The sequence below is a fragment of the Colwellia echini genome (assembly GCF_002843355.2).
GTDB classification, from domain to species: domain Bacteria; phylum Pseudomonadota; class Gammaproteobacteria; order Enterobacterales; family Alteromonadaceae; genus Colwellia; species Colwellia echini.
In genome coordinates this window covers 201,946-227,401 of sequence record NZ_PJAI02000004.1, presented here as the reverse complement: position 1 = coordinate 227,401, position 25,456 = coordinate 201,946, and the positions used below count along the sequence as shown (strand labels likewise).

Annotated in this window: 26 protein-coding genes and 1 other RNA gene; 13 read left to right on the top strand and 14 right to left on the bottom strand. The window is 36.8% G+C overall.

Going from position 1 to position 25,456, the window contains the following annotated elements; genetic code table 11:
- Positions 1-20: 20 nt before the first annotated feature.
- Both CWS31_RS05965 and CWS31_RS05960 read left to right on the top strand, forming a co-directional pair.
- On the top strand, positions 21-695 hold the full coding sequence (locus CWS31_RS05965; RefSeq protein ID WP_101345254.1) for a transglutaminase-like cysteine peptidase: 675 nt from the start codon (positions 21-23) through the stop codon (positions 693-695).
- 4 nt (positions 696-699) lie between these two features.
- Positions 700-2,640, top strand: a complete 1,941-nt coding sequence (locus tag CWS31_RS05960; RefSeq protein WP_101345253.1) for a bifunctional diguanylate cyclase/phosphodiesterase — start codon at positions 700-702, stop codon at positions 2,638-2,640.
- Between the two features lie 405 nt (positions 2,641-3,045).
- On the opposite strand, the gene CWS31_RS05955 is transcribed toward CWS31_RS05960, so the two are convergent.
- From CWS31_RS05955 to CWS31_RS05945, 3 genes are all read right to left on the bottom strand, one after another.
- On the bottom strand, positions 3,046-3,663 hold the full coding sequence (locus CWS31_RS05955; protein ID WP_101345252.1) for a hypothetical protein: 618 nt from the start codon (positions 3,661-3,663) through the stop codon (positions 3,046-3,048).
- 19 nt (positions 3,664-3,682) lie between these two features.
- Positions 3,683-3,910, bottom strand: coding sequence for a hypothetical protein (locus CWS31_RS05950; protein WP_101345251.1), 228 nt, complete (start codon positions 3,908-3,910; stop codon positions 3,683-3,685).
- Between the two features lie 73 nt (positions 3,911-3,983).
- A complete protein-coding gene (locus CWS31_RS05945) occupies positions 3,984-4,166 on the bottom strand; it encodes a hypothetical protein (protein WP_101345250.1) in 183 nt (60 codons plus the stop codon).
- Between the two features lie 275 nt (positions 4,167-4,441).
- Between CWS31_RS05945 and CWS31_RS17735 the strand changes: the two genes are divergently transcribed.
- Positions 4,442-4,942 (top strand): DVUA0089 family protein, encoded by a 501-nt coding sequence (locus tag CWS31_RS17735; RefSeq protein ID WP_211355798.1) that lies wholly within the window; start codon positions 4,442-4,444, stop codon positions 4,940-4,942.
- 69 nt (positions 4,943-5,011) lie between these two features.
- Here the strand turns inward: CWS31_RS17735 and CWS31_RS05935 are convergent, their stop codons facing one another.
- The 7 genes from CWS31_RS05935 to smpB all read right to left on the bottom strand — a co-directional run bounded on the left by CWS31_RS05935 (position 5,012) and on the right by smpB (position 9,799).
- Positions 5,012-5,584: a YagK/YfjJ domain-containing protein gene (locus CWS31_RS05935; protein WP_101345249.1), complete on the bottom strand. Its 573-nt coding sequence runs from the start codon at positions 5,582-5,584 to the stop codon at positions 5,012-5,014.
- 301 nt (positions 5,585-5,885) lie between these two features.
- A complete protein-coding gene (locus tag CWS31_RS05930; protein ID WP_246143392.1) occupies positions 5,886-6,320 on the bottom strand; it encodes a hypothetical protein in 435 nt (144 codons plus the stop codon).
- Positions 6,321-6,329: 9 nt separating this feature from the next.
- Positions 6,330-6,581, bottom strand: coding sequence for a helix-turn-helix transcriptional regulator (locus CWS31_RS05925; RefSeq protein WP_101345248.1), 252 nt, complete (start codon positions 6,579-6,581; stop codon positions 6,330-6,332).
- Between the two features lie 76 nt (positions 6,582-6,657).
- Entirely contained in the window at positions 6,658-7,374 is a 717-nt protein-coding gene (locus CWS31_RS05920; RefSeq protein WP_101345247.1) for a hypothetical protein, read from the bottom strand.
- Positions 7,375-7,406: 32 nt separating this feature from the next.
- Positions 7,407-8,645, bottom strand: a complete 1,239-nt coding sequence (locus tag CWS31_RS05915) for an integrase domain-containing protein (RefSeq protein WP_101345246.1) — start codon at positions 8,643-8,645, stop codon at positions 7,407-7,409.
- A gap of 175 nt (positions 8,646-8,820) precedes the next feature.
- Positions 8,821-9,170: a transfer-messenger RNA gene (ssrA, locus tag CWS31_RS05910) on the bottom strand.
- A 137-nt stretch (positions 9,171-9,307) separates the two neighbouring features.
- Positions 9,308-9,799, bottom strand: coding sequence for an SsrA-binding protein SmpB (gene smpB, locus CWS31_RS05905; RefSeq protein WP_101345245.1), 492 nt, complete (start codon positions 9,797-9,799; stop codon positions 9,308-9,310).
- A gap of 187 nt (positions 9,800-9,986) precedes the next feature.
- Here smpB and CWS31_RS05900 point away from each other — a divergent pair, with 187 nt between their 5' ends.
- Both CWS31_RS05900 and CWS31_RS05895 read left to right on the top strand, forming a co-directional pair.
- Entirely contained in the window at positions 9,987-10,427 is a 441-nt protein-coding gene (locus tag CWS31_RS05900; protein ID WP_101345244.1) for a type II toxin-antitoxin system RatA family toxin, read from the top strand.
- Positions 10,427-10,861, top strand: a complete 435-nt coding sequence (locus CWS31_RS05895) for an RnfH family protein (RefSeq protein WP_246143391.1) — start codon at positions 10,427-10,429, stop codon at positions 10,859-10,861. The genes CWS31_RS05900 and CWS31_RS05895 overlap by 1 nt, the downstream gene beginning before the upstream one ends.
- Positions 10,862-11,018: 157 nt before the next feature.
- Here CWS31_RS05895 and CWS31_RS05890 read toward each other — a convergent pair whose 3' ends face one another.
- From CWS31_RS05890 to nadK, 3 genes are all read right to left on the bottom strand, one after another.
- The gene (locus tag CWS31_RS05890; protein WP_101345243.1) at positions 11,019-11,510 is read right to left on the bottom strand and encodes an outer membrane protein assembly factor BamE; all 492 of its coding nucleotides are present in this window, start codon (positions 11,508-11,510) and stop codon (positions 11,019-11,021) included.
- 250 nt (positions 11,511-11,760) lie between these two features.
- On the bottom strand, positions 11,761-13,470 hold the full coding sequence (gene recN / locus CWS31_RS05885) for a DNA repair protein RecN (RefSeq protein ID WP_101345242.1): 1,710 nt from the start codon (positions 13,468-13,470) through the stop codon (positions 11,761-11,763).
- Between the two features lie 293 nt (positions 13,471-13,763).
- Positions 13,764-14,645 carry an NAD(+) kinase gene (nadK, locus tag CWS31_RS05880; RefSeq protein WP_101345241.1) on the bottom strand — a complete coding sequence of 294 codons (882 nt, stop codon included), beginning with the start codon at positions 14,643-14,645 and terminating at the stop codon, positions 13,764-13,766.
- Between the two features lie 153 nt (positions 14,646-14,798).
- On the opposite strand from nadK, the gene grpE reads away from it, so the two are divergent.
- The 3 genes from grpE to dnaJ all read left to right on the top strand — a co-directional run bounded on the left by grpE (position 14,799) and on the right by dnaJ (position 19,077).
- Positions 14,799-15,443 (top strand): nucleotide exchange factor GrpE, encoded by a 645-nt coding sequence (gene grpE / locus CWS31_RS05875; protein ID WP_101345240.1) that lies wholly within the window; start codon positions 14,799-14,801, stop codon positions 15,441-15,443.
- Positions 15,444-15,698: 255 nt separating this feature from the next.
- Positions 15,699-17,612: a molecular chaperone DnaK gene (gene dnaK, locus CWS31_RS05870; RefSeq protein ID WP_101345239.1), complete on the top strand. Its 1,914-nt coding sequence runs from the start codon at positions 15,699-15,701 to the stop codon at positions 17,610-17,612.
- A gap of 325 nt (positions 17,613-17,937) precedes the next feature.
- Positions 17,938-19,077, top strand: a complete 1,140-nt coding sequence (gene dnaJ, locus CWS31_RS05865) for a molecular chaperone DnaJ (RefSeq protein WP_101345238.1) — start codon at positions 17,938-17,940, stop codon at positions 19,075-19,077.
- Between the two features lie 102 nt (positions 19,078-19,179).
- On the opposite strand, the gene CWS31_RS05860 is transcribed toward dnaJ, so the two are convergent.
- Positions 19,180-19,647: an Lrp/AsnC family transcriptional regulator gene (locus CWS31_RS05860; protein ID WP_101345237.1), complete on the bottom strand. Its 468-nt coding sequence runs from the start codon at positions 19,645-19,647 to the stop codon at positions 19,180-19,182.
- A gap of 315 nt (positions 19,648-19,962) precedes the next feature.
- Here CWS31_RS05860 and CWS31_RS05855 point away from each other — a divergent pair, with 315 nt between their 5' ends.
- From CWS31_RS05855 to CWS31_RS05835, 5 genes are read left to right on the top strand one after another with little or no spacing between them, the layout of a single operon-like run.
- Positions 19,963-22,755: a monovalent cation/H+ antiporter subunit A gene (locus CWS31_RS05855; RefSeq protein WP_101345236.1), complete on the top strand. Its 2,793-nt coding sequence runs from the start codon at positions 19,963-19,965 to the stop codon at positions 22,753-22,755.
- The gene (locus CWS31_RS05850; protein WP_101345235.1) at positions 22,755-23,102 is read left to right on the top strand and encodes a Na+/H+ antiporter subunit C; all 348 of its coding nucleotides are present in this window, start codon (positions 22,755-22,757) and stop codon (positions 23,100-23,102) included. The genes CWS31_RS05855 and CWS31_RS05850 overlap by 1 nt, the downstream gene beginning before the upstream one ends.
- The gene (locus CWS31_RS05845) at positions 23,099-24,646 is read left to right on the top strand and encodes a monovalent cation/H+ antiporter subunit D (protein ID WP_101345234.1); all 1,548 of its coding nucleotides are present in this window, start codon (positions 23,099-23,101) and stop codon (positions 24,644-24,646) included. The genes CWS31_RS05850 and CWS31_RS05845 overlap by 4 nt, the downstream gene beginning before the upstream one ends.
- A complete protein-coding gene (locus CWS31_RS05840; protein WP_101345233.1) occupies positions 24,646-25,182 on the top strand; it encodes a Na+/H+ antiporter subunit E in 537 nt (178 codons plus the stop codon). The genes CWS31_RS05845 and CWS31_RS05840 overlap by 1 nt, the downstream gene beginning before the upstream one ends.
- A complete protein-coding gene (locus CWS31_RS05835) occupies positions 25,176-25,445 on the top strand; it encodes a K+/H+ antiporter subunit F (protein WP_101345232.1) in 270 nt (89 codons plus the stop codon). The genes CWS31_RS05840 and CWS31_RS05835 overlap by 7 nt, the downstream gene beginning before the upstream one ends.
- Positions 25,446-25,456: the final 11 nt, after the last annotated feature.

Below are 25,456 nucleotides of genomic sequence, written 5' to 3'. Positions count from 1 at the left end.
ATAATAAGCGTGTTTTTAAAATGTTTAAAATACTAATTATTAGTAGCTTGTTAATTGTGGTGAATATCACTTTATATGCAAAAAAAAATAGCAGTTTAGACGAAGTACAAATCATTAATGCACTTATCAATAATTACGGAGAGCGCGCAGGAAAAAGAGGTAAGGCTTGGTTTAATTTAATTGAAGAGTCTCACCAACTTGAGGAAGAAAATAAGTTAGAAAAGGTAAATAACTTTTTTAATCAACTATATTTTACAAGTGATATAACACTTTGGGGCGTTAGTAATTACTGGGCGACCCCACTTGAATTTATAGGTGTTAATGCAGGTGATTGTGAAGACTTTGCTATTGCTAAATATTTTACCTTATTAGAGCTTGGTATTCCCGATGAAAAAATGCGCATTAGCATGGTAAAAGCCGTGACTTTAAATCAATATCACATGGTTGTTGCTTACTATCCCACACCAAGTTCGGTGCCCGTTATCCTTGATAATATCAATGGTACTATTAAGCCTGCAACCGAACGTAAAGACCTTATTCCGGTATATAGTTTTAATGGTAAACAACTTTGGCTTAACAAAAAGAAAAACCAAGGTGTTCTCGCCGGTAAATCGAAACGCTTAAAGCAATGGACTGATTTAAATCAGCGCATGGGTATATTAAATATGAAACAACCGAAATTGAGAATGGAGTAAAATAATGACGCTTTTTAATCAAATAAACTCACTGTTATTTACAATGTTTTTATTAATTATGTCGAGTTTGGTCTATTTTCAGTTTACTGAAACTAAAGCCTTCATGGTTGAACAGATGGAATCTGACTTAAATAACACAGTAACTTCACTTAGCTTAGGGCTTAAACCGCATTTAGAAATAGGTGATGAAGTGGCCGCTAATACTTTAGTGAATGTTATCTTTGAAGGTGGTTTTTATAAAAAGGTACAATTAACTTGGCTAGCTAATCAACAACAAGAAGTTTGGGAAAACGATATAGCTATTGAAAGCGTACCTAGTTGGTTTAGTAATTTAGCGCTGTTTGATACCCAAAGTAAAGAAGTTACTATTACCTCTGGTTGGCTACAACTTGCTACTTTAAAAGTTGAAGCTAACCCCGCAATCGGTTATCGCGAATTATGGCGGATCATGAATGACACCTTAATGGTATTGTCTGCACTTTTCCTTTTATCTGTTATGGCATTACGTTTTCGTTTAAAAATAATCTTAAAACCATTAGACGAAGTTGCAAAGCATGCACGTGATATTTCTCAGCGAAAATTTCATTCTAAAATGCCAATGCCATCAACAACCGAGCTGAAAGAAGTTGTAGTGGCAATAAATTCAATGTCAGGTCAGTTGAAACATGTATTTAATGCACTAGATGATGAAGTAGATAACTTGAAAAAACATACGTTGTGCGATCAAGTATCTCAACTTCCTAATCGTTTATATCTTACTGGGCAGCTTAACAGTTGGTTAAGTGAGCCAGATTTCGGCGCACTTTTATTAGCAGATATGAGTTGGCTAGATGAAATACACAGTAAGTATGGTTATCAAATGCGTGATAAAACCATTAAAGCCTTTGCGATAAAGTTATCAACTAAATTACCTCAATCGGATGAAACCTTAGTTGCTCGAATTTCTAATACTGAATTCGCTTTCATGATCCGAAACGCAGAAAAAGAGCAAATAAGTCATTATTTACAATCGTTAATTCGACTCATAAATGAAGAAATAATTAACGCAGGTTTTGAGCCGAATAAACACTTTGCTATAGGTGTGGCGCAACGTAGTGAAAATATAAGCCGTGAAGAATTATTATCGCAAGCAGACAGCGCCTTACAAAAAGCACTAAATGAACAAAAAACTAACCACTGGTTTTATCTTGAAACAGAAAAAGCCTTTAGCAGAGAAACTTGGCGTACTCAGTTAGTAAAAGCAATTGAACATAGTGATTTTCTTTTTAAATGGCAGCCAATTCAACAGTGTAATGACAACAAAGTAATCCACCGTGAAATTTACTGTAGTTTAGAAGTAGACGGTAAAATAATGCCAGCAGGGCAGTTTATGCCTTACATAGAGCAATTATCACTGGGCTCTAAACTAGACAGATGCATCTTAGATGCAATCATTACAGATAATTTACTTTCTATAAATAACACCCCTATAGCGGTCAATTTATCTCGTAAATGCATCATGAACGCAGATTTTCATATATGGTTGAGCAGCTACTTAGACAAAGTGACGCATCCTGAAAAAATTCACTTCGAAACATCAGAAACCGCTATCACGCAAAACTTGGCTTCGGCTATACAGCTTCGTGACATTATTGAAACAGCTGGAGCAAAATTTGGTGTGGATAATTGCGGCAGACAAATGGGATCGTTAACTTACCTGCAAGAATTAAAACCAGATTACATTAAATTAGACATGTCTCTTTCTTGTTACGATAGCGAAACAGATAAAGAAAATTTACAAAACTTCGAGCTTTGTCAGGCACTAGTCAACATTGCTAAAGGCTTAAGTATTCAAGTGATTATTACCGGTATTGAAGATGAAAAACACTTACAAACGATTAAACCACTCAGAGCTGATGGTTATCAGGGCTACATCATGCCGCCAGTTGATATTGTAAAAGAATAGATTTTCTTTATAAACTTAAGCTTATATCAAGTTATGCCTAGTAAGATAGAGTGGTTAAGTTGCCATAGCGCATTTATGGCGGCTTACTTGAACAAATAACACTAGATGGTAGATCTAAATTTTAACTATAAAAAAACCGCAATTAAGCGGTTTTTTATGTCATAAGCAAAATCTGTTTATGGCCAAATCTAAAAGTTACTAGGTATAACGAATAGACTAAAAAGGTCTTTATTTGGGCGGGGGTCATCTGAATTGGGTGTTTAATGTTTTGTAATTAAAGGGTAATGTTGTTTTGGTTTTTTACTGAACCCCCTACCAAACCCCTTAAGTTTTCTTGTCACCCTATTTATTGAATGAAAACTTGAATATTTTTCTAACGGCTAGTGACCTGAGAAAAGTCTTTAATTATTTATAATCACTAAGAAGTTGCTCACCAAAAATTGTTTCCATGCGAGTAACAGCCATAGGCCAATATTGTTCTTCCAACTCAATTATCTTAGCGCGTTTTTGTTCAAAAGTTTTCCAGCGCATCCATTTAGGTTTAGGCCAATAAATAACGTGTTTAAACATGTTGTTTACTTCAGGCCAATCATAACCCCATAATTCTTTTCTAAGCTTTCTAATACGTCTCATTAACCTTTCATTAGGTCTTTCGCTTTGGCATACGTAATGTAAACCTATACATTGCCTACAAGCATAGGCGTATTTAATCGCGTAAAGGTGCTGGCATTGTTTTTGGCAGTAAGGGCAAGTGATATATAGTTTATTGCTTGCGCTACGTTTATCTAGTTTTAGGGCTATTGTATGGGGCTTATCGTTTATGGTGAATGTTACATAGCGAACACCATTTGTATTTTCTTTTAATATTAATTCTCTATGATTATCACTTAAATATTCAGAATTGATTGAATAGCTACCTAATGGGTCGGTTAGCAATGATTTAAACACTTTGGCATTTATACGGGGATAATCGCTTGTGTAAGATCTCCTTTGTTTTCTCCCGTAATGATTACCTTTAAGCATTGCTTATTACTCCGAAAAACTAAATAGAAAATATATCATCTTCGCCAGTTTCTCTACGTGCTGTCATAACGCCAACTTGTTTAATAGGCGCACAAACAAAAGGCATTAACTTAGTTAAGAAGTTTAACCTTTGAACAGGGTCTTTTATTTCGGATAGAGTTGTAGGTAGGTTGGCTAGTTCATTTTGAACGGCTTTATTGATTAAATGCCTAATGTCACCGCTCATGTATTTTGATTTTTGCGCCATAGATGAACCATTGTAATTTATGCGGGCTTATATTTTACCATTTACCAATACGAAAAACAGGCGTTAACGTAGGTTAATGAACCACTTTCTGTTCTTCTTGATACAGGTACATTTCTGCTTCATAAACTGATTGAAAGTTGGCAAGTACTCTAGATTCAACAACGCACTGTGCTTGGTTGTTTTCTGGCTTTTGTTGGCTGTAGTAAATATCTAACCAAGTTTTTTTGAGTATATCAGGCGGTTTATTATTTGGCATTGTTAGCGTTCCTTGCTGAGTGAATTCTAAGTGTAGTAGATAATATTTAACCTTGCGTGGTCTTTACAATAATTATATCAACGACCATTTACGATAAGGAATCATTAGCTATCTAATGTCGAGTTCTTTTACACGCTCATAATATAAAATATCATCATTCTTTCTATGGTATTGAAATAAAAGCCTTTGTTATTGTTGGTATGCTTACTGCTTAATCTTCGTAATTATAAAATATGCCTTTCTACTATCAGAAATGTATTACCAAGGAAATAATAATGAATATAAAAATGTTGAAAGCTGCTGTTACTGGTTTAGTTTTAATTGTTAGTGGTTTTGCTAATGCTGGGTTGATAATAAATGATGATTTATTATCTGGTACTACTAACCATCATTACATTTCTGTAACAAGTGATGCGGTGATTGATTTCAATATGACTAGTAGCAACATTGATACTTATTTATGGTTATTTGAAGATGATGGCACATTAGATGTAGCAGATCTTTTAGCTAATGATGATGATGGAGGCGCAGGCGTTAACTCTTTTATTTCTATTTTTCTTACCTCTGGTGATTACGTAATTAGTGCTGATGCTTGTTGTCATTCGGTTAGCGAAACAATTAATATGTCGAATACTCATTCTCATGCTGGTAGCTATAGTATAAATATCAGTGGTCCTGTTGTAACAAACGCGACCAATGTACCAGAGCCATCAACCCTTGTTATCTTCGCATTAGTTATTATGGGTTTAGCATCACGTAGATTCAAAAAACAGTAATTTAGTCTGTTTTATACTCATACATTCAAGTAATGAGTATCAAATAAAGCACCATTGATTGGTGCTTTTTTATTGCCTGTCATTTACCTTTATGCGACTAGTGCCATAGTTTTTAGTTTGATCTGGCTTGTAACCTTTCCCTCTAGCTTTGGCTAAGTAGGATATTCGCCAAATAGCGGGCTGTATTGACTCGTAGTCACCGCGCTTTAGATTGTAATAGCAGTTCTTAGGGAAGTATTCAGAGCCGTCTAATTGCCGCCATATCTCTTTTACTTTGGTTGTTATTTCATGAGGGGTTCTTACCTTATGACCATCAATTATTAAGGCATAATGATAATGTTGTTGTTTTGATGTTTCTAACTCTCTACACCATATAAAACCGACACGCTTTAAATCGTATTTACGCTTAAGCCATTTGTGTAATCTACGATTAAAGGCCGTTATAATGCCGTTATTTTCAGTGTATTCATAAACTCTTAAGTCAAAACGGATAACATGGATTTTACTATGATGGCTTAGCATGGCATCGACTTGGCTAATCATCGCTTTAATCGAATGCGTAATTAACCCACTTCCTCGTGAGTTTACCCACCAAGTTTTACCATTTACCGTTATTGCTTTGTCTTTGGTTATATATGCCATTAGATACTTTTAATAACTAAGATAACGCTAAAGGATATTATTAATTACCTGTAAACTTAAATTTACGCTAAGGAGCAACAAGCCTGTATCATATGACGCTTATCGATATTAAAATAAAATTTCTAGGGTAATAAACCTATAAATAAGGGTCATTAATAATCAATACATATCGGATAGTAGTTAACAGGTATGTAACTGCTAACTTTTTAAAAGCTGCTATCTTAGTTATACTCTAGTTATTGGCTAGTGGTTTAGCCGCAAAACTTCTTCCACTAGCCTGTTTAAACGAAAGCCTACTTTGTTAATCCTCTGTGGGCTTTTTACTTTCTATACGCTGTTCATATTCTTTATCAGCTTCGGCTTTTTCTTGCCTCGCTTGCTCAAGACGTTTTACAGCGTTTTTAGTACCATAATATGAACGGTCTTTATATTGCTTTCGGGCAATGGTGCGAGCGTCTTTATCCTGCTCCCAATCGCAAGAAAAGTGTCTTTCATCTAACCAATAGAAAGATTGTTTTTTACCGTTATATTCACTTTGCTCAGTATGAATAAGCCAGTGTTGATAGTACTCACCTGTTAGCTGTTGTAGATAAGCACGAAAACCACCTCCTAATTCATTACACAAATGATCCCTAGGGTGTTTTTTACCATCATTTAGCGTTGATAGTAATTCATAAGCAGGGCTATTTATTTCTGGTAATGCGCCATCAGGAGCGGTAAATATTAAGTTATCCATAATTGACCCCTATGCCGCTTTGCGTTGTTTAATTAGCTCAGAAACGAGCAGTTTTATTTGCTCAGGAGGTTGTTCTTCAATGCGTGCTTGAATAATAGCTTCTACTTCATGCTTGATGTAAGCAACGGCACGATCACCGATATTTATAGGGGGGCAAAACAGACCCGCTTTTTCATCGAGCTGTAATGCGGATTTTGATCTAGCTGTTAAAGCTAATGCTTCAGGTCTGCGGATTAATTGATAATGTTTGTTAATAGTCATGTCAGTTCCTCTTTGGTTAACTGACTACCTATTATTCACACAAATTACATAGTGAAAATTGGGGAATTAAAAATTTTTACTTCCCCTCTTTATCAAATTTTTTAGCTTTTTTTATCCAGTCGAGTTTTTGCTTAAAAAACTCACTAGTTGAATAAGGTTTTTTAGGTTCAACGCCTGATTTAATTGCTTCAATTTGTCTTTCTTGAGCTAATCTATTGCTTTTTTCGTCTCGTTTAGCCTTTTCTCTTTGTTCTTTAGGTCTTAAATAGCCTGTAGTTTTATATAAATAATCATTGTAAGCAGTTAGCGCAAGTAAAAGTAAACCACGAGGCCTGTATACGAGACTTTCATTTTTTAAATCAGCATGTGGGAAGCTGTTTGACTCCATCATAGTTTTATAATCAATAGAATTGTCAGCTGCTAACTTATGAATACGATCTCTGATTGTTTTATTTGTAAATATTGAATTTCTCGTTTCATCTATTTTATGATAATTTTTTTGAAACTCTCTACTTGCTTTTGAAACTCCATGAATCCTCGCGTAAGCCCAAATAAATAAATCTAATTCAGTAACCTTTTTAAATTGCCCTCGTTTATTTTTAGCTCTTAAATTACTATAAGGAAGTTCGGCTTTAGTTAAGTATTTAATAAGGGCGTTGGCTGAAAACCGCACCCCTTCATCTTCGTGGTACTTGTTTTTTTTACACCATTCAATTATTTTTTTAACCTCGTAGGCTTCACTGTCCTCAATGTATTTTTTGTAGGATTCGTATTTTTTATAGTCAATTCCCATTATATACCCTTGTGTAAATCAGACCTATTTGTCTACCCTATGATTTTTAAGCCTTTGTTATATTTATTTAACTTTCCTGTTTGAGCTTGCTCAATATGCTCAGACCACCAGTACATTAACTTTCTTCTACGTTCTAAATATTCAGCACGGTTATAAGCTCGCCTTACTTCGTTTTGATCAATATGTGCTAATGCCGCCTCGATAACATCACCATCAAAACCTTGTTCGTTTAAGGTGGTACTGGCTAAAGCTCGCATACCATGAGCAACAAGTTTTTTATGATAGCCCATGCGTTTTAATGCTGCGTTTGCGGTTGATTCATTAGCGTGTCGTTTTGGATCTCTATCGGCAGGGAATAAATATTCTCTGTGACCACTGATAGGTTGTAGCCGTTCTAATATCTCAATTGTTTGCTTGGTTAGCGGTACAGTATGATCACGTTTCTTCTTCATGCGCTCAGCAGGAATAAGCCATTGGTTATTGTCTAAATCTATCTCTGACCATTTAGCGCCAGCCGCTTCACTTGGTCTAACCATAGTATGAAGTTGCCATTCAATTAAACAGCGAGTAACAATTTTTATGCTGGCGTAACTAATAGTTTTCATTAATTCAGGTAATTGATCAGGGGTAAGGGTAGGCATGTGATTTTTTTCAGGTTTTTTAAATGCCGCTTTTATACCTGTTAATGGGCTAGCATGAATAAGCCCCGTATTAACCGCATAGTTCATAATTTCATTTAAACGCTGAGTAAGTCGTTTAACAGTTTCAAGGCTACCTTTTGCCGCTATAGGCTTGATAACATCAATTGTTAGGGGGGCGGTTATTTTACTAATAGGGTGTTTACCAAGCGCAGGGAATATATGTAATTCTAATGATCGCCATAGGTCTTTGGCATAATCAGCACTAATTTCTGTTTTTTTAACCTGAAACCAATTAGCGGCTACTTGTTCAAAAGTATTACTTAGCGTTTCTTGCTGTTGGCGGTTAAATTCATCTTTGTGTTCTTTTGGGTCAATGTCTTTAGATAATAACTCGTTTGCTTTTGTTCTTAATTCCCTTGCTTCAGCTAGGCTAATACTCGGGTACATGCCAAAAACTAATTCAGCGCGTTTTGTAACGAACGGCTTTTTATACATAAACAACCACGATTTTGAGCCGTTTACTCTTACCTTTAACACTAAGCCAGCGCCATCAAATAGCTTATAAGGCTTGTCTTTGGCTTTAGCCTGTTTTACTTCGGTATTTGTTAAAGGTTTTGTTATTTTAGCCATTTTAGGGGGTTCACTTTTATGAGTTAATCTTGAACCCCCTAACAGTACCCCTAAAATTATTGGTTGTCATTAATTATTAAAAATCGTTAATAACCACTAAATACGCCTAAAACGTACTGTTTACTGAATTTTAGGCATAAAAAAAGACGCTAGGACGCGTCTTAATCTTTAAAATTGGTGGAGCGGGGGGGAATCGAACCCCCGTCCAAAAAGCCTACATCCTCGGTACTACATGTTTAGTCGCTTATTTATTTAACCAATTGGACGCCAAGCGACAGGCTTCGTCATGGTGAGCTTGATACTGTTTCGCGGTTCGGCCTCAAGCGTGCTTCCCTCGCTATCCTATTTGGGGTGACCATCAATCCTCTAAACAACAGGACAATTTTTGAGGTGATGGCTAGCCTAAGCGGCTAGTGCGAACGTTTCGTCGTTTGCAATTATAGTTTTGCGGCTTTTTACCAGGCCAACCGCCCCTGGACATGCACCTTGGGTTTCATGAATCTTGTCGAATCCTAGATCCGCCCCAAAGTTTTCTATTACTTTTTTACGGTTTACATTTTCTTTTTACTAATAGACTCGAAATGTCTATGTCTCACATTATACAACGCTTATCTGGAATAGACAACGTGGTAATTTTTAATCAATAAACTATTAAGTTAATATTAACGGTCTAAATTTTTATTCTTCATTAAGCGTCCTTTATCAACAGCCCATTCTCTGTCTTTAATATCAGAACGTTTATCATGATCTTTTTTACCTTTACCTAAGTAAAACTCTAGTTTTACCCAGTTTTTACGCCAATACATCGCGGTTGCAATCAATGAATAGCCGTCACGCTCAACAGAAGCAGTTATTTTGTCGAGTTCTCTACGGTTAAGTAGTAATTTTCTATCGCGGTTAGGTTCACATACAACGTGACTTGACGCAGCATTTAGCGGCATTATTTCAGAGCCTAATAAATAAGCTTCGCGGTCTTTTATGTGTACGTAGCAATCAGAAATGTTTACTTTACCACTTCGAATGCTTTTAATTTCCCAGCCTTGTAGGCTCATACCACCTTCGAATTTATCTGTTAAGGTGTAGTTATGCCTCGCTTTTTTATTCAAAGCGATCGTACTACTATTAGATTTATCTTTTGATTTTTTCTTAGCCATTTTTACCTTCCATTTCTTTGCCACAAATAGCGGCAAACGCAATGATTATACTGATAATAACGGCTCATTACATCCTTGATCGAAAGAATAAACTCTTTTTTAAGATAAAATATTGCAGAATAATGCGCTTTTAGTAAGGTTTTTGTTATTATGTCGCCCATTCACTTGGGTGACATACGGAGTAAAAATGCCAACCATAAGTCGTAGTGCGTTAGTAATGCACAGCGTTGATCAAATGTACCAATTAATTAATGATATTCCCTCGTACCCAAAATTTCTTCCAGACTGTAACGATAGTAAGGTTATTAGTTCTGATGATGAGTCAGTTACCGCTGCTTTGTTGGTTTCTAAAGGTGGCTTAAGTAAGTGGTTTACGACGAAAAATACATTAATATCTAATGAGAAAATACATTTGTCGCTAGTTGATGGTCCTTTTAAAACACTTGAAGGTTATTGGTTACTTACGCCTTTGTCTGACGATGCTTGTAAAGTGAGCTTAGAGCTTGAGTACGAGTTTTCTAGTAAGTTAGTTTCTTTGGCTTTTGGTAAGGTTTTTGGTCATTTTAGTAACAGTTTGGTGAAAGTATTCACTCAAAGAGCAAAAGAAATTTACGGAGCTAACTTATAATGATGACTTCAGATAAAACGCGTATTGACGGCATTGATAATGCTGAAAGTAACGATAGTATTAAAACTATTGATGTAGCTGAGACAAATAGCAAAATCACGATAGAAATTGTTTATGGCATTCCACAAAAACAAAAAATTTTAACGCTTTCTGTTGTCTCAGGTACAACGGTTGAACAAGCAATAATTGACTCCGGTATTATTAAATTATTCCCAGAAATAAACTTAAACGAAAATAAAGTTGGGATTTGGAATAGAACGGTAAAATTAACTGACAGTGTTGATGATTTAGACAGAATTGAGATTTATAGACCATTAATTGCTGATCCAAAAGATGTTAGAAAACGTCGCGCTGAAAAAGCTAAGTTAGAAGGGCGTGCAGACAAAACAACGGGTGGTAGAGTTAATCCTTTACGTGTCGATTCTAATAAATAGTTATAATTTCTAGGTACTAGGTACTAGGTACTAGGTACTAGGTACTAGGTACTAGGTGCTAGGTACTAGGTGCTAGGTCTAGACAATAATCCAAACAAAAAACGGCTTAATTGCCGTTTTTTTGTTTATGAATCAATGATAATTAACTTTAGTAATATTAATTATCCGTATCATCAGAATCCGTTGAGGTGTCTACCTCTGTTTCGGTTTCGGTTACTTCTGTAGTTTCAGTTACACCAGCATCACTTTCTGAAATATTAACATCAACATTAGCATTTTCTAGCGTTACTTCAAGGGGAACTGAAGCATTGAATGGAATATTAAATTTATCAGACAATGGGTAATCACCCGTAGCTGAAACTAACTTGTCATTAGTGAATTTTAGAATTAAGCGCTTGTCTATATCAAACTCTTTATCTCGGCCTGATATTAATTTATAAACATAACTCCATGTATCGTCATTAAAGGAATCGACAACAACAGGACTACCTAAAATAAATTTAACTTGCTCTTTGTTCATACCTACTTGTAGTTGGTCAATTCCCTTTTTATCAAGGTAATTTCCTTGTGGGATATCGTAACGGTAAACCCAACTAGAACAAGAGGATAAAACCATGGCTGTAATGATAATGGCAACACGAAAATACATAAAACTTACTTACCTTTAAGTAGTAAAACAAACAGACTAAAAGTGTGAGCATGGATGATACCCAAGCAAAGCACTGAATCAAAGCTATTTTAACCAATTAAAGATAAAAAACCATGCAGTCACTTAACTTGAATATTACTCAAATTTAAACTTAAACGGAAGTAAAGTGTTTCTAGCATGGTCAATTACGAGTCATATTCTGCTTATTTACTACTTATGTAGCGAAGAGTTAGACGACTTTATGATGTGGTTAACTTGCTAATAGCTCTTGTGCGTTAGCTAAACTATGCTGAGATATTTTATCTCCAGCTAACAAACGCGCAATTTCTTTGACCCTATTCGATTCACTTAGTTCAGTTACGGTTGTTTCTGTTAAACCACCATCAATATGTTTACTCACAAATAACTGCTGATGCCCTTTACAGGCTACTTGTGGTAGGTGAGTTACACAAATTACTTGGGTGTTTTTAGCTAACTGTTGCAGTTTTTTACCAACCATTGCTGCTGTTGGCCCACTTATGCCGACATCAACTTCATCAAAAATAAGCGTTGGTGTAATAACTTTATCAGCCAAAATTACCTGCATAGCTAAACTGATTCTAGATAATTCACCACCTGAGGCTACTTTGTGCATTGCTTCGAGTGCTTGCCCTGGGTTAATACTCACTTGGAAATTAATTTGGTCTGTACCATTACTATTAATACTGTCTTTAAAATCAGCTTGAATACTTCCTTGTTCGATGTTTTTAGCTTTAGGTTGCTCGGTAGCGATATGAAATTTACCATGCGGCATATTAAGCTCTTGCATGCTTTTACTAATCAGTTTACTTAAGCGTTGTGCTGATTTTTGTCTTGAGATTGATAAGATGTTTGCACTGTCGTGATAATGTTGTTTAGTAGTTTCTAGTGCTTCTATAATAGTGTTAATACGTGATTCGTCATTAGACATTGAGTCCAATTGTTGTTTTAGTTCACCATGAAAATTTACCAACTCTTCTGGTGATAGTTGATGTTTTTTAGCGAGCTGTAAAGCGGTAGAGTAGCGATCTTCAATAAGTGCATAGCTTTGAGGGTCTAACTCTAATTGTTGGTAATAATGGCTTAAGTCACTACTGGCTTCATCTAATTGAATTAATGCCTCTGATAATATACTGGCAACATTGGCAAGTTGCGGATCAATACGGGCAATAGAATGCACATTTTCACTGCATTCTCGCAGAGCATCTAAAATATTAAAGTTTTCATTTTCTGACAGGGTTTGTAATGAACTTAAGGTTGAGTCAAGTAAGTCTTGTGCGTTGCTGTGACGTTTATAGTCTGCTTCTAAAGTGGCAAACTCGCCGTGTTGTAAAGCAAACTCATCAAGTTCATTTACTTGGTATTGAATAAGTTGCTGCTCAGCTTCGCGTTGTTGTTTGCTTTGTTGTAATAATGCTAATTCTTTATTGAGTTTACTCCATTGTAGGGCGTAATGTTTTACGTCATTTAATAGCGTAGGGTGATTAGCGTAACTATCGAGTAATCGACATTGGTGGCTAGCCTTAACAATAAGCTGGTGATCATGTTGGCCGTGAATATTAATTAATAATTGGCCAATTTCTTTTAATTGAATTAACGGTACTTGGCTACCATTGATATATGATTTTGAACGCCCTTCGGCAGAAATAACTCGACGTAATATACATTCACCGTCGTGCTCAGAGATGAGCTCATGTTGCTTTAACCAAGCAATGGCTAATTTGTTTTTTTTAATTTCAAAGGTTGCCGCTAAATCTGCTTTTTTGCAGTTTGGTCTAACAACGTTTGTGGTTGCTCTATCACCTAAACATAAGCCTAGCGCATCAATAGCAATTGATTTTCCTGCGCCAGTTTCACCGGTAATAGTGGTCATGCCAGAGTGCCAATCTATATCGAGTGAGCGGACAATAGCAAAGTTTTGAATGTTAAGTTGCAATAGCATAAATTAGCCTTAGGCATGGGTAAAAAACCAGTTACTGTTAATTTATACAGTAACTGGTTTTTATTCAAGCTTATTTATTATAATTTGTGCGATTTTTGTAATGTTTTTTAATTGAGATACTTAGCTATTTAGCTAATCAATTAATTTATATAGTTATTTTAATTTATTTTATTTTGGTGATTTTTAAAAAAATTATGTATGGTCTCTGTACAAATTCCATTTAAGTTATGTGAGCTCTATTTCAGTGTGATCTATATTTCGGTCTTAGCTCGGTTTAGCTCAGTATTGAGATGTTAATAAAGTCTATTACCCCAACTTAATTTATTTCGTAGTACTGTAAAGTAATTATGATCAAGCGGATGAATTAAACAAATGCGAGCATCACTTTTTTTAATGATCACTTCATCACCTGGCATCACGGCTAAAATAACATGGCCATCACAGCTTACTTGCAGACTTTCATGATTGTCGTTGGCGAGTACTAACTTAATTTCACTATTACCGTCTACCACTATTGGCCGGCTCGTTAAAGTGTGTGGAAACATAGGAACGAGTGATAAAGCATTTAAATTAGGAGTTAATATTGGCCCCCCCGCTGACATAGAATAAGCGGTTGAGCCAGTAGGTGTTGATACAATTAGACCGTCTGAACGTTGGCTAAACATAAAACTGCCATCAATATATACTTCAAATTCAATCATGCTGGCAACTTTACCCGCATGAAGTACGGCTTCATTTACAGCACTGTTACTACTTTTAAGCTTACCGTGACGATATACTTCAGCCTCAATAATAAAGCGTTGTTCGGAGCGTGATTCACCGGCTAGTATTTGTGCGAGTGGTGGAATAATATCTAACGGTGAAAGATCGGTTAAAAAGCCTAAGTTACCGCGATTTACGCCAATAACCCCAATATCATAGCAAGCAAGAACTCTAGCTGCGCCAAGCATATAACCGTCACCGCCTACTACAATAGCAAGATCGGCTTGTTTACCAATATCGGTTAAGTTGCCAGTCTCCAAGTTATTAATATTTAAAGATTGCGCAACCGCATGTTCTACAATAACGCAATATTTATTTGCAATTAAGTATTCATGCAAGGTTTCAATGGTGGCTGTTGCGCCATCATGATCTGGTTTGCCTATAAGGCCAATGGTTTTATAGAGTTGAGCCATGTTGCTATTTTTTTATTACAAGGGATAGGGCAGTTTCGCTGTATTTTAAACGGTTGTAAAGTTCACTTTTTTATAAAATGTCTTAATTCAAGCTTGAATACTAAATCACAAGCCCCATAATATCCGCATTAGTTAAAAAATTAAGGAAATTCCATGACAACTGAGTCAAAAAATAACGAGCAAGAAGTAACCGAACAAGATTTAACTGCTGAGCAATTAGCCGATCAAATAGTTCAAGAAGCCGAAGAGCAAGTTGAAGAGCAACATGAACACGCTCATGAAGTGATTAGTGCAGAGCAAGAACGCATTAATGAACTTGAGTTAGCCGTTGCTGCAGCTCAATCTACAGTAGCGGATCAAAAAGATTCAGTTACTCGTGCAAAAGCTGAAGTTGACAATATTCGCCGTCGTGCAGCTTTAGATGTAGAAAAAGCACGTAAATTTGCCTTAGAGAAGTTTGCTGCAGAAATGCTTACTACGGTAGATAACCTAGAGCGTGGCTTACAAAACATTGATAAAGATGATGAAAATAACAAAGCAATTATTGAAGGTGTTGAATTAACCCTGCAAGGTTTAATTACTTCGTTAGAAAAATTTGGTGTAACTGCTGTTGATCCTCAAGATCAACCATTTAACCCAGAGTTACATCAAGCTATGTCTATGCAAGAAGTAGCAGGTGTTGCACCTAATACTGTTATTGCTGTTATGCAAAAGGGTTACGAGCTTAATGGCCGTTTAATTCGCCCTGCTATGGTGATGGTATCTAAAGCCGCACCAAGTGTAGACGAAACCGCTTAATAATTTAGAGTATTGCTTAAGTTTAATAAGCAAAACTTTAGTTTACGTTAAGTGGAACAATATTATCAAGCCAGACCATTGTCTGGTTTTTTATTGCCGAAATGAAATTGTGAATAAAAATTTCATTTATTTTTGATTTTTTTCTTATGAATAGTTGAAAAGCAAATTGCAGACCCCACTTAATATTCAACAAACAATTTAATTAATTTTACTCTACCTTTTGTGGGTAGAGATTACTGAATAGGAGCTCCCAAAATGGGTAGAATCATTGGTATAGATTTAGGTACAACTAACTCATGTGTTGCTGTTTTAGATGGCGGTAAAGCACGTGTAATTGAAAATGCTGAAGGCGATCGTACAACACCTTCAATCATTGCTTATACAGAAGACGGTGAAACATTAGTTGGTCAACCAGCTAAGCGTCAATCAGTAACAAACCCTAAAAACACATTGTTCGCAATTAAACGTTTAATTGGTCGTCGTTTTGATGATAAAGAAGTTCAACGTGATCTTGACATTATGCCTTTTGGTATTGTTAAAGCTGATAACGGTGATGCTTGGGTTACAGCACGTGATAAAAATGTTGCTCCACCACAGGTTTCTGCTGAAGTTCTTAAGAAAATGAAAAAAACAGCTGAAGACTATTTAGGTGAAGAAGTAACTGAAGCTGTAATTACTGTTCCTGCTTACTTTAACGATTCACAACGTCAAGCAACTAAAGATGCTGGTCGTATTGCAGGTCTTGATGTTAAACGTATTATCAACGAACCAACTGCTGCTGCTCTTGCTTACGGTATGGACAAGCAAGAAGGCGATAAAGTTGTTGCGGTATACGATTTAGGTGGTGGTACATTCGATATTTCAATTATTGAAATTGACGAAGTTGATGGCGAGCATACTTTTGAAGTACTTGCGACTAACGGTGACACTCACTTAGGTGGTGAAGATTTTGATAACCGTTTAATCAACTACCTAGTAGCTGAATTCAAAAAAGATTCAGGTATGGACTTAACTAAAGATCCACTAGCTATGCAACGTCTTAAAGAAGGCGCTGAAAAAGCAAAATGTGAACTTTCTTCTGCACAATCAACAGATGTAAACTTACCTTACATTACTGCTGATGCGTCTGGTCCTAAGCATATGAACATTAAAGTTTCTCGTGCAAAATTAGAATCACTTGTTGAAGATATGGTTCAAGCAACTTTAGTTCCTCTTAAGCAAGCATTAGCAGATGCTGACTTATCAATTAGTGACATCAACGATGTTATCTTAGTTGGTGGTCAAACACGTATGCCTATGGTGCAAAAAGCAGTAACTGAATTTTTCGGTAAAGAGCCACGTAAAGACGTTAACCCTGATGAAGCAGTAGCTTCTGGTGCAGCGATTCAAGCGGGTGTTCTTTCTGGTGACGTAACAGACGTTTTATTATTAGACGTTACACCGTTATCATTAGGTATCGAAACAATGGGCGGCGTGATGACGAAAGTTATCGACAAAAACACCACTATCCCAACTAAACAATCACAAACCTTCTCTACAGCTGATGATAACCAAGCTGCAGTTACAGTACATGTTGTACAAGGTGAGCGTAAGCAAGCTTCTGCTAACAAATCACTTGGTCAATTTAACCTTGAAGGTATTGATCCAGCTCCACGTGGTACACCACAAATCGAAGTAACTTTCGATATTGATGCTGATGGTATTTTACATGTTACAGCGAAAGATAAGAATACAGGTAAAGAGCAAAAAATTACGATTAAAGCGTCTTCAGGTTTATCTGATGAAGAAGTAGATCAAATGGTACGTGATGCTGAAGCTAACGCTGACGCGGATATTAAATTTGAAGAATTAGTAACTGCTCGTAACCAAGCTGATGGCATGGTTCACGCTACTCGCAAGCAAGTTGAAGAAGCTGGCGAAGACTTACCAGCTGAAGACAAAGAGAAAATTGAAGCGGCGATTACTGAACTTGAAGTGGCAATTAAAGGCGACGACAAAGAAGCTATCGATGCTAAGCAACAAGCATTAATTGAAGCATCTGCTAAATTAATGGAAATTGCTCAAGCTAAGCAACAAGCTCAAAGCGCGCCAGAAGGTGAAGCACAGCAAGAAGCACCTGCTGACGATGTAGTAGATGCAGAGTTTGAAGAAGTTAAAGACGACAAATAATAGTTTTTTATTCGCTTAGCTGTCGTTAGAACGGTTAATTTCTTCGACGAAGGTACTCACGTATAGTAATACGCTTCGTGCCTTCTTCTTGAAACTTAATCTTAGCGGATAAAATAGTTCAGCTATGTCATCTGTACTTGTATAGAAATATTAAGCGTCGGTTACGGCGCTTTTTCTATGTGAAACATTAGTAACTTATATTTTATTTGGTGCTAATTCTCTTGGTTTTTACCTTGCTCTACGTTTAATAAATGTACGATAAAAAGCGTGCAACCAAAAATCAAAACAATTAGTCTCAATCAACCAGAAGTAAAGAAACAAATTTATGTCAAAACGTGATTATTACGAATCTCTTGGTGTTTCAAAAAATGCTGATGAGAAAGAAATTAAAAAAGCTTATAAAAAATTAGCAATGAAATATCATCCAGATCGCACGGCGGGTGATAAAGCTAAAGAAGAAACTTTTAAAGAGCTTCAAGAAGCGTATGAAGTTTTAAAAGACGATCAAAAACGTGCTGCTTACGACCAATATGGACATGCTGCTTTTGAGCAAGGCGGTCACGGTGGTGGTGGCGGTGGTTTTGGCGGCGGCGGTGGCTTCGGTCAAGACTTCGGTGATATCTTCGGTGATATCTTCGGTGGCGGCGGTGGTCGTGGTCGTCAACGTCAACAACGTGGTTCAGACTTACGCTACAATGTTGAGCTATCACTTGAAGATGCTGTTAAAGGTAAAAGCTTAGAAATTAAAGTACCAACTTATGTGGCGTGTGAGCCTTGTGATGGCTCTGGTGCTAAACCAGGTACTTCGGCTAAAACCTGTAGCACTTGTCATGGTCATGGCCAAGTTCAAATGCGCCAAGGTTTATTCGCGGTACAACAAACTTGTCCTACGTGTAATGGCGCAGGTAAAGTTATTGCAGATAAATGTACCTCGTGTCGTGGTCAAGGCCGCGTTGAGAAAACTAAAACTTTATCAGTTAAAATTCCAGCGGGCGTTGATACTGGTGACAGAATTCGTTTATCTGGTGAAGGTGAAGCCGGCGAGCATGGTGCACCAGCAGGTGATTTATATGTACAAGTAAATGTACGTGATCACAGCATCTTTGTACGTGATGAAAACCATTTATATTGTGAAGTGCCAATTAGCTTTGTAACTGCTGCCCTTGGTGGTGAAATTGAAGTACCAACGCTTGGCGGTAAAGTTAAGCTTAAAGTACCTAAAGAAACACAAACAGGCAAAATGTTCCGTTTACGTGGTAAAGGTGTTAAGTCTGTGCGTAGCGCAACAACTGGCGATTTAATGTGTAAAGTAGTGATTGAAACACCTGTGAATTTATCTGGTGATCAAGCTGACTTACTACGTCAACTAGAAGAAAAAATGGCAGGAAGCAGTAAAAAACATAGCCCTAAAGAGACTGGTTTCTTTGACGGTGTTAAAAAGTTTTTTGATGACCTTAAAAGCTAATATTTAGGCTAGGTTGTTAAAACTAAAAATCCCGCGTTATGGTGACATGACGCGGGATTTTTTATGTGTAATTTATCAGGTTAGTTATTTGTTCTTACTTAGCTATTTGTCAAAGTTAGGTAAAATGCCACTGCGACTATGTTCAAATACCAATGACGTTTCAACGGTAGTTACTTCATCGCGCGAAGTTATCTTTTTGAACACAAACTGGCGTAAGTGTTCGCTGTCTTTAACCGACATATGAATATAATAATCGTAGCTTCCACCCATGTGATATAAATTAAGAATCTCGGGGTATTGCAACATATCATCGCGAAATTGATTCACAATTTCTTCTGAATAAGGTTGTAAGCGAATAGCTGCTATTGCTTGTATATTACCGCCAATATTCTTTAAATTAACGTCAATATAAGCCCCTTTAATCACGCCACTTACTTTTAAACGTTTTACGCGTTCTAAACACGTTGAAGGAGCGATTCCTATTTGGGCAGCAAGTTCTTTATTGGTAATGTCGGCGTTGTTGTATAACAAGGTTAATATTTGTACATCAATACTGTCGAGTTTTTTCATTAACTACACTTATATTTTGCGGCTCTAATTAATCTGAATAATACACTGTATTTAAGAGATAAAACTAGTACTAGGGACATGCGACTTTAACTTTTAATATAACATTCACTATAATCTAATTTGTTTAGGTGTTTAACTGCATCTATATTGATTTACACTATATGAAGTATCATCACAAATTATAGACATATGAACTAATAATACAGTAAAATCATGCTCGGTTTGTGTGTATAATGCTGTATTAAATACATGAATCATCAAACAAAATTTGATTTACGGTCGTACTAAAACGACGCTATAAAAAAGGTTTACTCTATGACTTTGCTTTGGATACCCCTGTTATCCTTACTTGGCAGTATTATTTCCTCAATGACGGGTAAATTAACACGTAATCAATCGACTATGTTGTCGTTGTTAATGCCAATAATCGCCTTAGGTATGAGCATTAATTTAGCCCCTGCTGTATTTGCTGGCGAAGAAATACGTGAAACATTTTCTTGGCTTCCTGAGTTAGGTATCAATATCGCTTTTCGTTTAGATGGCTTAGCGCTTCTCTTTGTCTTTATGATTTTAGCTATTGGCATTTTAGTTATATTTTATGCGCGTTATTATTTAAGCGATAAAGATTCAATGCCAAAACTTTACTCCTATTTAATGTTATTTATGACGGCGATGCTCGGCATTGTTATGTCTAATAACATCATTCAGCTCTGGTTTTTTTGGGAGCTTACTAGTATTAGTTCGTTCTTACTAATAAGCTACTGGTGGTATAAGTCTGAAGCACGTAAAGGTGCCATAATGGCGCTAACTATCACAGGTGGTGGTGGCTTAGCATTACTTGCTGGCTTATTGTTATTAGGTAATATTGTTGGTAGTTATAATTTAGATATTATTTTAGCCAGTAAAGAAATAGTGCAAGCTAGTCAATGGTATGAAGTAACCCTTATTTTAATTCTGCTTGGTGCCTTTACTAAATCTGCACAGTTTCCATTTCATTTTTGGCTGCCTCACGCCATGGCCGCCCCAACGCCGGTAAGTGCGTACTTACACTCGGCAACTATGGTTAAAGCAGGTATTTTCTTGCTAGCACGTTTTTATCCCGTGTTAGCCGGCACCGATCTTTGGTTCTTTATTGTCAGTATTACCGGTCTTGCTACCTTATTATTCGGTGCTTATATAGCATTATTTAAACATGATTTAAAAGGTTTACTCGCTTATTCGACTATCAGTCATTTAGGTTTAATTACCTTATTATTCGGTTTAAATACTGAACTTGCTACCGTTGCTGCTATTTTTCATATTATTAACCATGCCACCTTTAAAGCCTCGTTATTTATGGCTACCGGCATTATTGACCATGAAACTGGCACCCGTGATATGCGGAAAATTAATGGTATGTGGAAGTTTATGCCATATACCGCAACGCTAGCTATGGTTGCTGCTGCATCGATGGCCGGTGTTCCACTATTAAATGGCTTCTTGTCGAAAGAAATGTTTTTTGCTGAAACCCTACATCAACAATTATTGGGCTCTTTATCTTGGGTTATTCCTGTACTTGCCACAGTCGCGGGCGCTTTTTCAGTCGCTTATTCAGCGAGATTTATTCATGATGTATTCTTTAATGGTGATCCTGTCGATTTACCAAAGCAACCCCATGAACCACCGCGTTATATGCGTGTTCCAATTGAAATATTGGTAGCACTTTGTTTAATTGTTGGTATTTTTCCAAGCTTTGTTGTTGATGATATTTTAGTAGCGGCATCATTTTCTGTACTCGGTGGTTATGCGCCAGAGTTTGAAGTTGCCTTATGGCATGGTTTTAATCTGCCATTGTTAATGAGTGCCTTTGCGGTAACTGGTGGTATCTTTATCTATACTCAACGTCGTTATTTATTCTTATTTCAAGCTTCACTGCCTACGGTAAACGCTAAAAAGACTTTTGATAATACTATTTATTCCTTAATAAAGTGGAGTCAAGCCAAGATTGGTGCGATAGAAAATGGCTCGTTACAACGTTATTTAATGCTAATGCTTTTAGTTGTTTTACTTGCAGCAGGTTGGCCATTATTTGAAATGAATCAATTAGCTGGCGCTACAGATCGTACGCCAATAGATATTCATAATGCTATAGGCGCAGCCTTACTGATGATTGGTGCATTAAGTACTGTAATTTGGTATCGCACACGCATGGTGTCGTTAATCATGATTTCAGTTGTAGGTTTAATGGTGTCGATTGTTTTCACTCGATTCTCAGCACCTGATTTAGCTTTGACGCAACTAACCGTTGAAGTGGTTACTATTATTTTACTTATGTTAGCGCTGTTTTTCTTACCACAACGCTCCCCAAGGGAGTCAAGTTCTATGCGTATTTTGCGTGATTTAGGAATATCTTCAGCGTTAGGTATTGTGGTTGGTAGTATTTGTTATGCATTAATAACACGTCCGTTTGAGTCTATTTCTGACTTTTTTATCGATAATGCTAAAACTGGTGGTGGTGGTACTAACGTAGTGAACGTTATTTTGGTTGATTTTCGTGGTTTTGATACCTTAGGTGAAATTTGTGTTTTAGGTATTGCCGCCTTGGGTATTGCTAAATTATTAATTAACTTGCCATTATTTATGCCAGGTAGTGATAGTGAAGGGCGACCGTGGGCAAAAGACCGTTATCCGTCTTTATTAGCTAGTATTTCACAATGGTTATTGCCATTAGCGCTATTAGTGTCGTTTTATATTTTCTTACGCGGTCATAACCTTCCTGGCGGTGGTTTTATTGCTGGGCTGATCACAGCTATTGCCTTTATTTTGCAATATATTGCCCATGGATCAAATTGGATTACTGAACGCTTAACGATTAACTATCGTAAAATTATTGCTTCAGGTATCGCCATCGCTTTATTTACAGGTGTTGGTAGTTGGTTCTTTGACAAGCCATTTATGACAACCTGGTTCGATTATTTTGATATTCCATTTATTGGTGAAATTGAACTCGCCAGTGCGTTAATTTTTGATTTAGGTGTTTATATTACAGTGGTAGGTGCAACGTTAATGATTTTAGCAAGTCTGGGTGAGTTAACGGCTGATGCGTCTAAAGAAGAGGTAAATATTTAATGGAATTACTTTACGCAGCCAGTGTTGGGTTACTTGTATCTTGTGGCGTATTTTTAATATTACGCTCTAGAACATTTCCTGTGGTTTTAGGTTTAACCATGCTTTCTTATGCGGTTAATTTATTTCTCTTTTCTTCCGGAAGACTGAGTTTAAATAGTGCCGTTGTTTTAGGGCAAAGTAGTGAGTATGCCGATCCACTTCCGCAAGCTTTTGTATTAACGGCTATTGTTATTGGTTTTGCAATGACAGCTTTTGTGGTTATTCTTTCAATAAGAGCACGAGCAGATTTAGGAAATGACCATGTTAATGGCCATGTTCCAGAGATTAATAATAAGAGAAAAGTATGATCCAGCATTTAAGCTCTTTACCTATTTTATTACCTATGTTGGCGGGAGTGATATTGTTAATGCCGCCATGTGGCAAAAGTGTCAGCATAAGACGGTTCGCTTCGGTAACTTTTAGTTTATTAACCTTTTTAATTTCAGTCGCTTTATTATTAAAGGTACAGATAGATGGCAGCCTAGTGTATGCCATTGGCGACTGGAGTGCGCCATTTGGCATTGTATTGGTTGCTGATCCGCTTTCTACCTTGTTAGTGTGTTTATCCTCATTATTAGGCATGGTTTGTATTCTATACTCTTGCGCAGGCGATGATGAGCAAGGGAGTTATTTTCATCCCTTAGTGCACTTTTTAGTACTTGGTGTTAATGGTGCCTTTTTAACGGGTGATGCTTTTAATTTATTTGTATTTTTTGAAGTGTTACTTATTGCTTCGTATGCTTTATTAATGCATGGCGGCGATAAGAAAACTACCCGTGCAGCGCTGCAATATGTGATTATGAACTTGGTAGGTTCAGCGGTTTTCCTGATTGCTCTAGGTGTTTTATACGGGGTATTAGGAACACTGAATATGGCCGATATGGCACAAAAAATATCGTTATTGCAAGGTGATGATGTTTACCTTGCAAAAATAGGTGGCTTGTTATTATTAGTTGTTTTTGCGTTAAAAGCGGCTTTGTTACCATTGCATTTATGGTTGCCTAATACGTACGCCGCTGCCGTGCCTATGGTCGCCGCGTTGTTTGCTATCATGACTAAAGTTGGCGTGTATTCAATCATGCGCGTTTATACTTTGATTTTTGGTGATGAGGCGGGTGAATTAGCGCATATGGCACAAAATTGGTTGTGGTGGCTTGCACTAGCAACCATTGCAATGGGCACTGTTGGTGTTTTAGCTAGTCAAGATTTAAGAAAATTAATTGCTAATTTAGTTATTATTTCTGTTGGAACATTAGTTGCGTTAGTTACGATACAAACTGTTGAAGCAAGCTCTGCCGCTATTTATTACTTAGTACACTCTACGTTAGTTACTGCAGCCCTGTTTTTACTTGCCGATTTAATTGGTCGTCAACGTGGTAAAGTAGCTGATCGCATTACCGCTGGTACGCCTGTAGCCCAACCTGCATTACTCGGAGTTTGCTTTTTAATTGCCGCTATCGCCGTAATCGGTATGCCGCCATTATCTGGTTTTATCGGTAAAGTTTGGTTACTACAAGCAACATTAAATACTGAATACAGTATGGTGTTTTGGGCTCTTTATCTGGTTGCAAGTTTAGCAGTATTGTTTGCGGTAGCTAAAGCTGGCAGCACAGTGTTTTGGCATCATCAAACTAATGGTAGTAAAAATAAACCGCCAGCAAATATGGCGACAGAAAGTAGCATCAAAGACCGTGTACAACCAGTGCAGATCGTGGCAGTCATCATTCTAGTTGCTGGCGCGCCATTAATGAGTTTGTTTGCAGGCCCATTAAGTGAATACGCCATTGGTGCAGCAAGTCAGTTACACGACTTTAATAATAATATTGATCTTATTCTTTTAGGAGGTAAGTAATGCGCTTAGACACTCGGTTTAAATGGCTACCTGCTCCGTTATTAAGTATATCGTTGTTTTTTGCTTGGTTAATTCTTAATAACAGTATCTCAAATGGTCAGCTTGTTTTGGCTGTCATTGTTGCGGTGGTTATCCCTTGGGTTACTAACCCTTTTAGAGTTAAGCAACCACGCGTTATAAAAAAAGGCTTGGCTATACGCCATTTGTTCCTTGTTTTATATGACATCATTACCGCAAACTTTCAGGTGGCGATTTTAATTTTAGGGCCAACTAAAAAGCTAAATCCTGGTTTTGTTAAAGTCCCTTTAGACTTAACTCATACTACGCCAATTACACTCCTAGCTAGTACTGTGTCATTAACCCCTGGCACAGTTAGTGCTGAAGTTTATCCTTGGCAAGAAAGTTTAGTTTTAGGACAAGAGCCTGAGCAACGTTATTTATTGATTCACGTGTTAAACCTTACTGATGAACAAGCGTTAATTGATAGTATTAAACAACGATATGAAGCACCGCTTAAGGAGATATTTCAATGTTAGATACTGTTATTCTCATTGTTTTTGCGATGATTGGGTTGTCATTATTATTAAATATTTGGCGCTTAATGGTAGGCCCTTCAGTACCAGACAGAATACTTGCCCTTGATACAATGTATATTAATAGTATCGCCTTAATTATCCTGTACGGGATGAACATGGGAACAGACCTGTATTTTGAAGCAGCACTGCTCATCGCTATGCTTGGTTTTGTAAGTACGGTAGCAATATGTAAATACTTGCTCCGTGGCGATATAATTGAATAGGGTAGTAACGT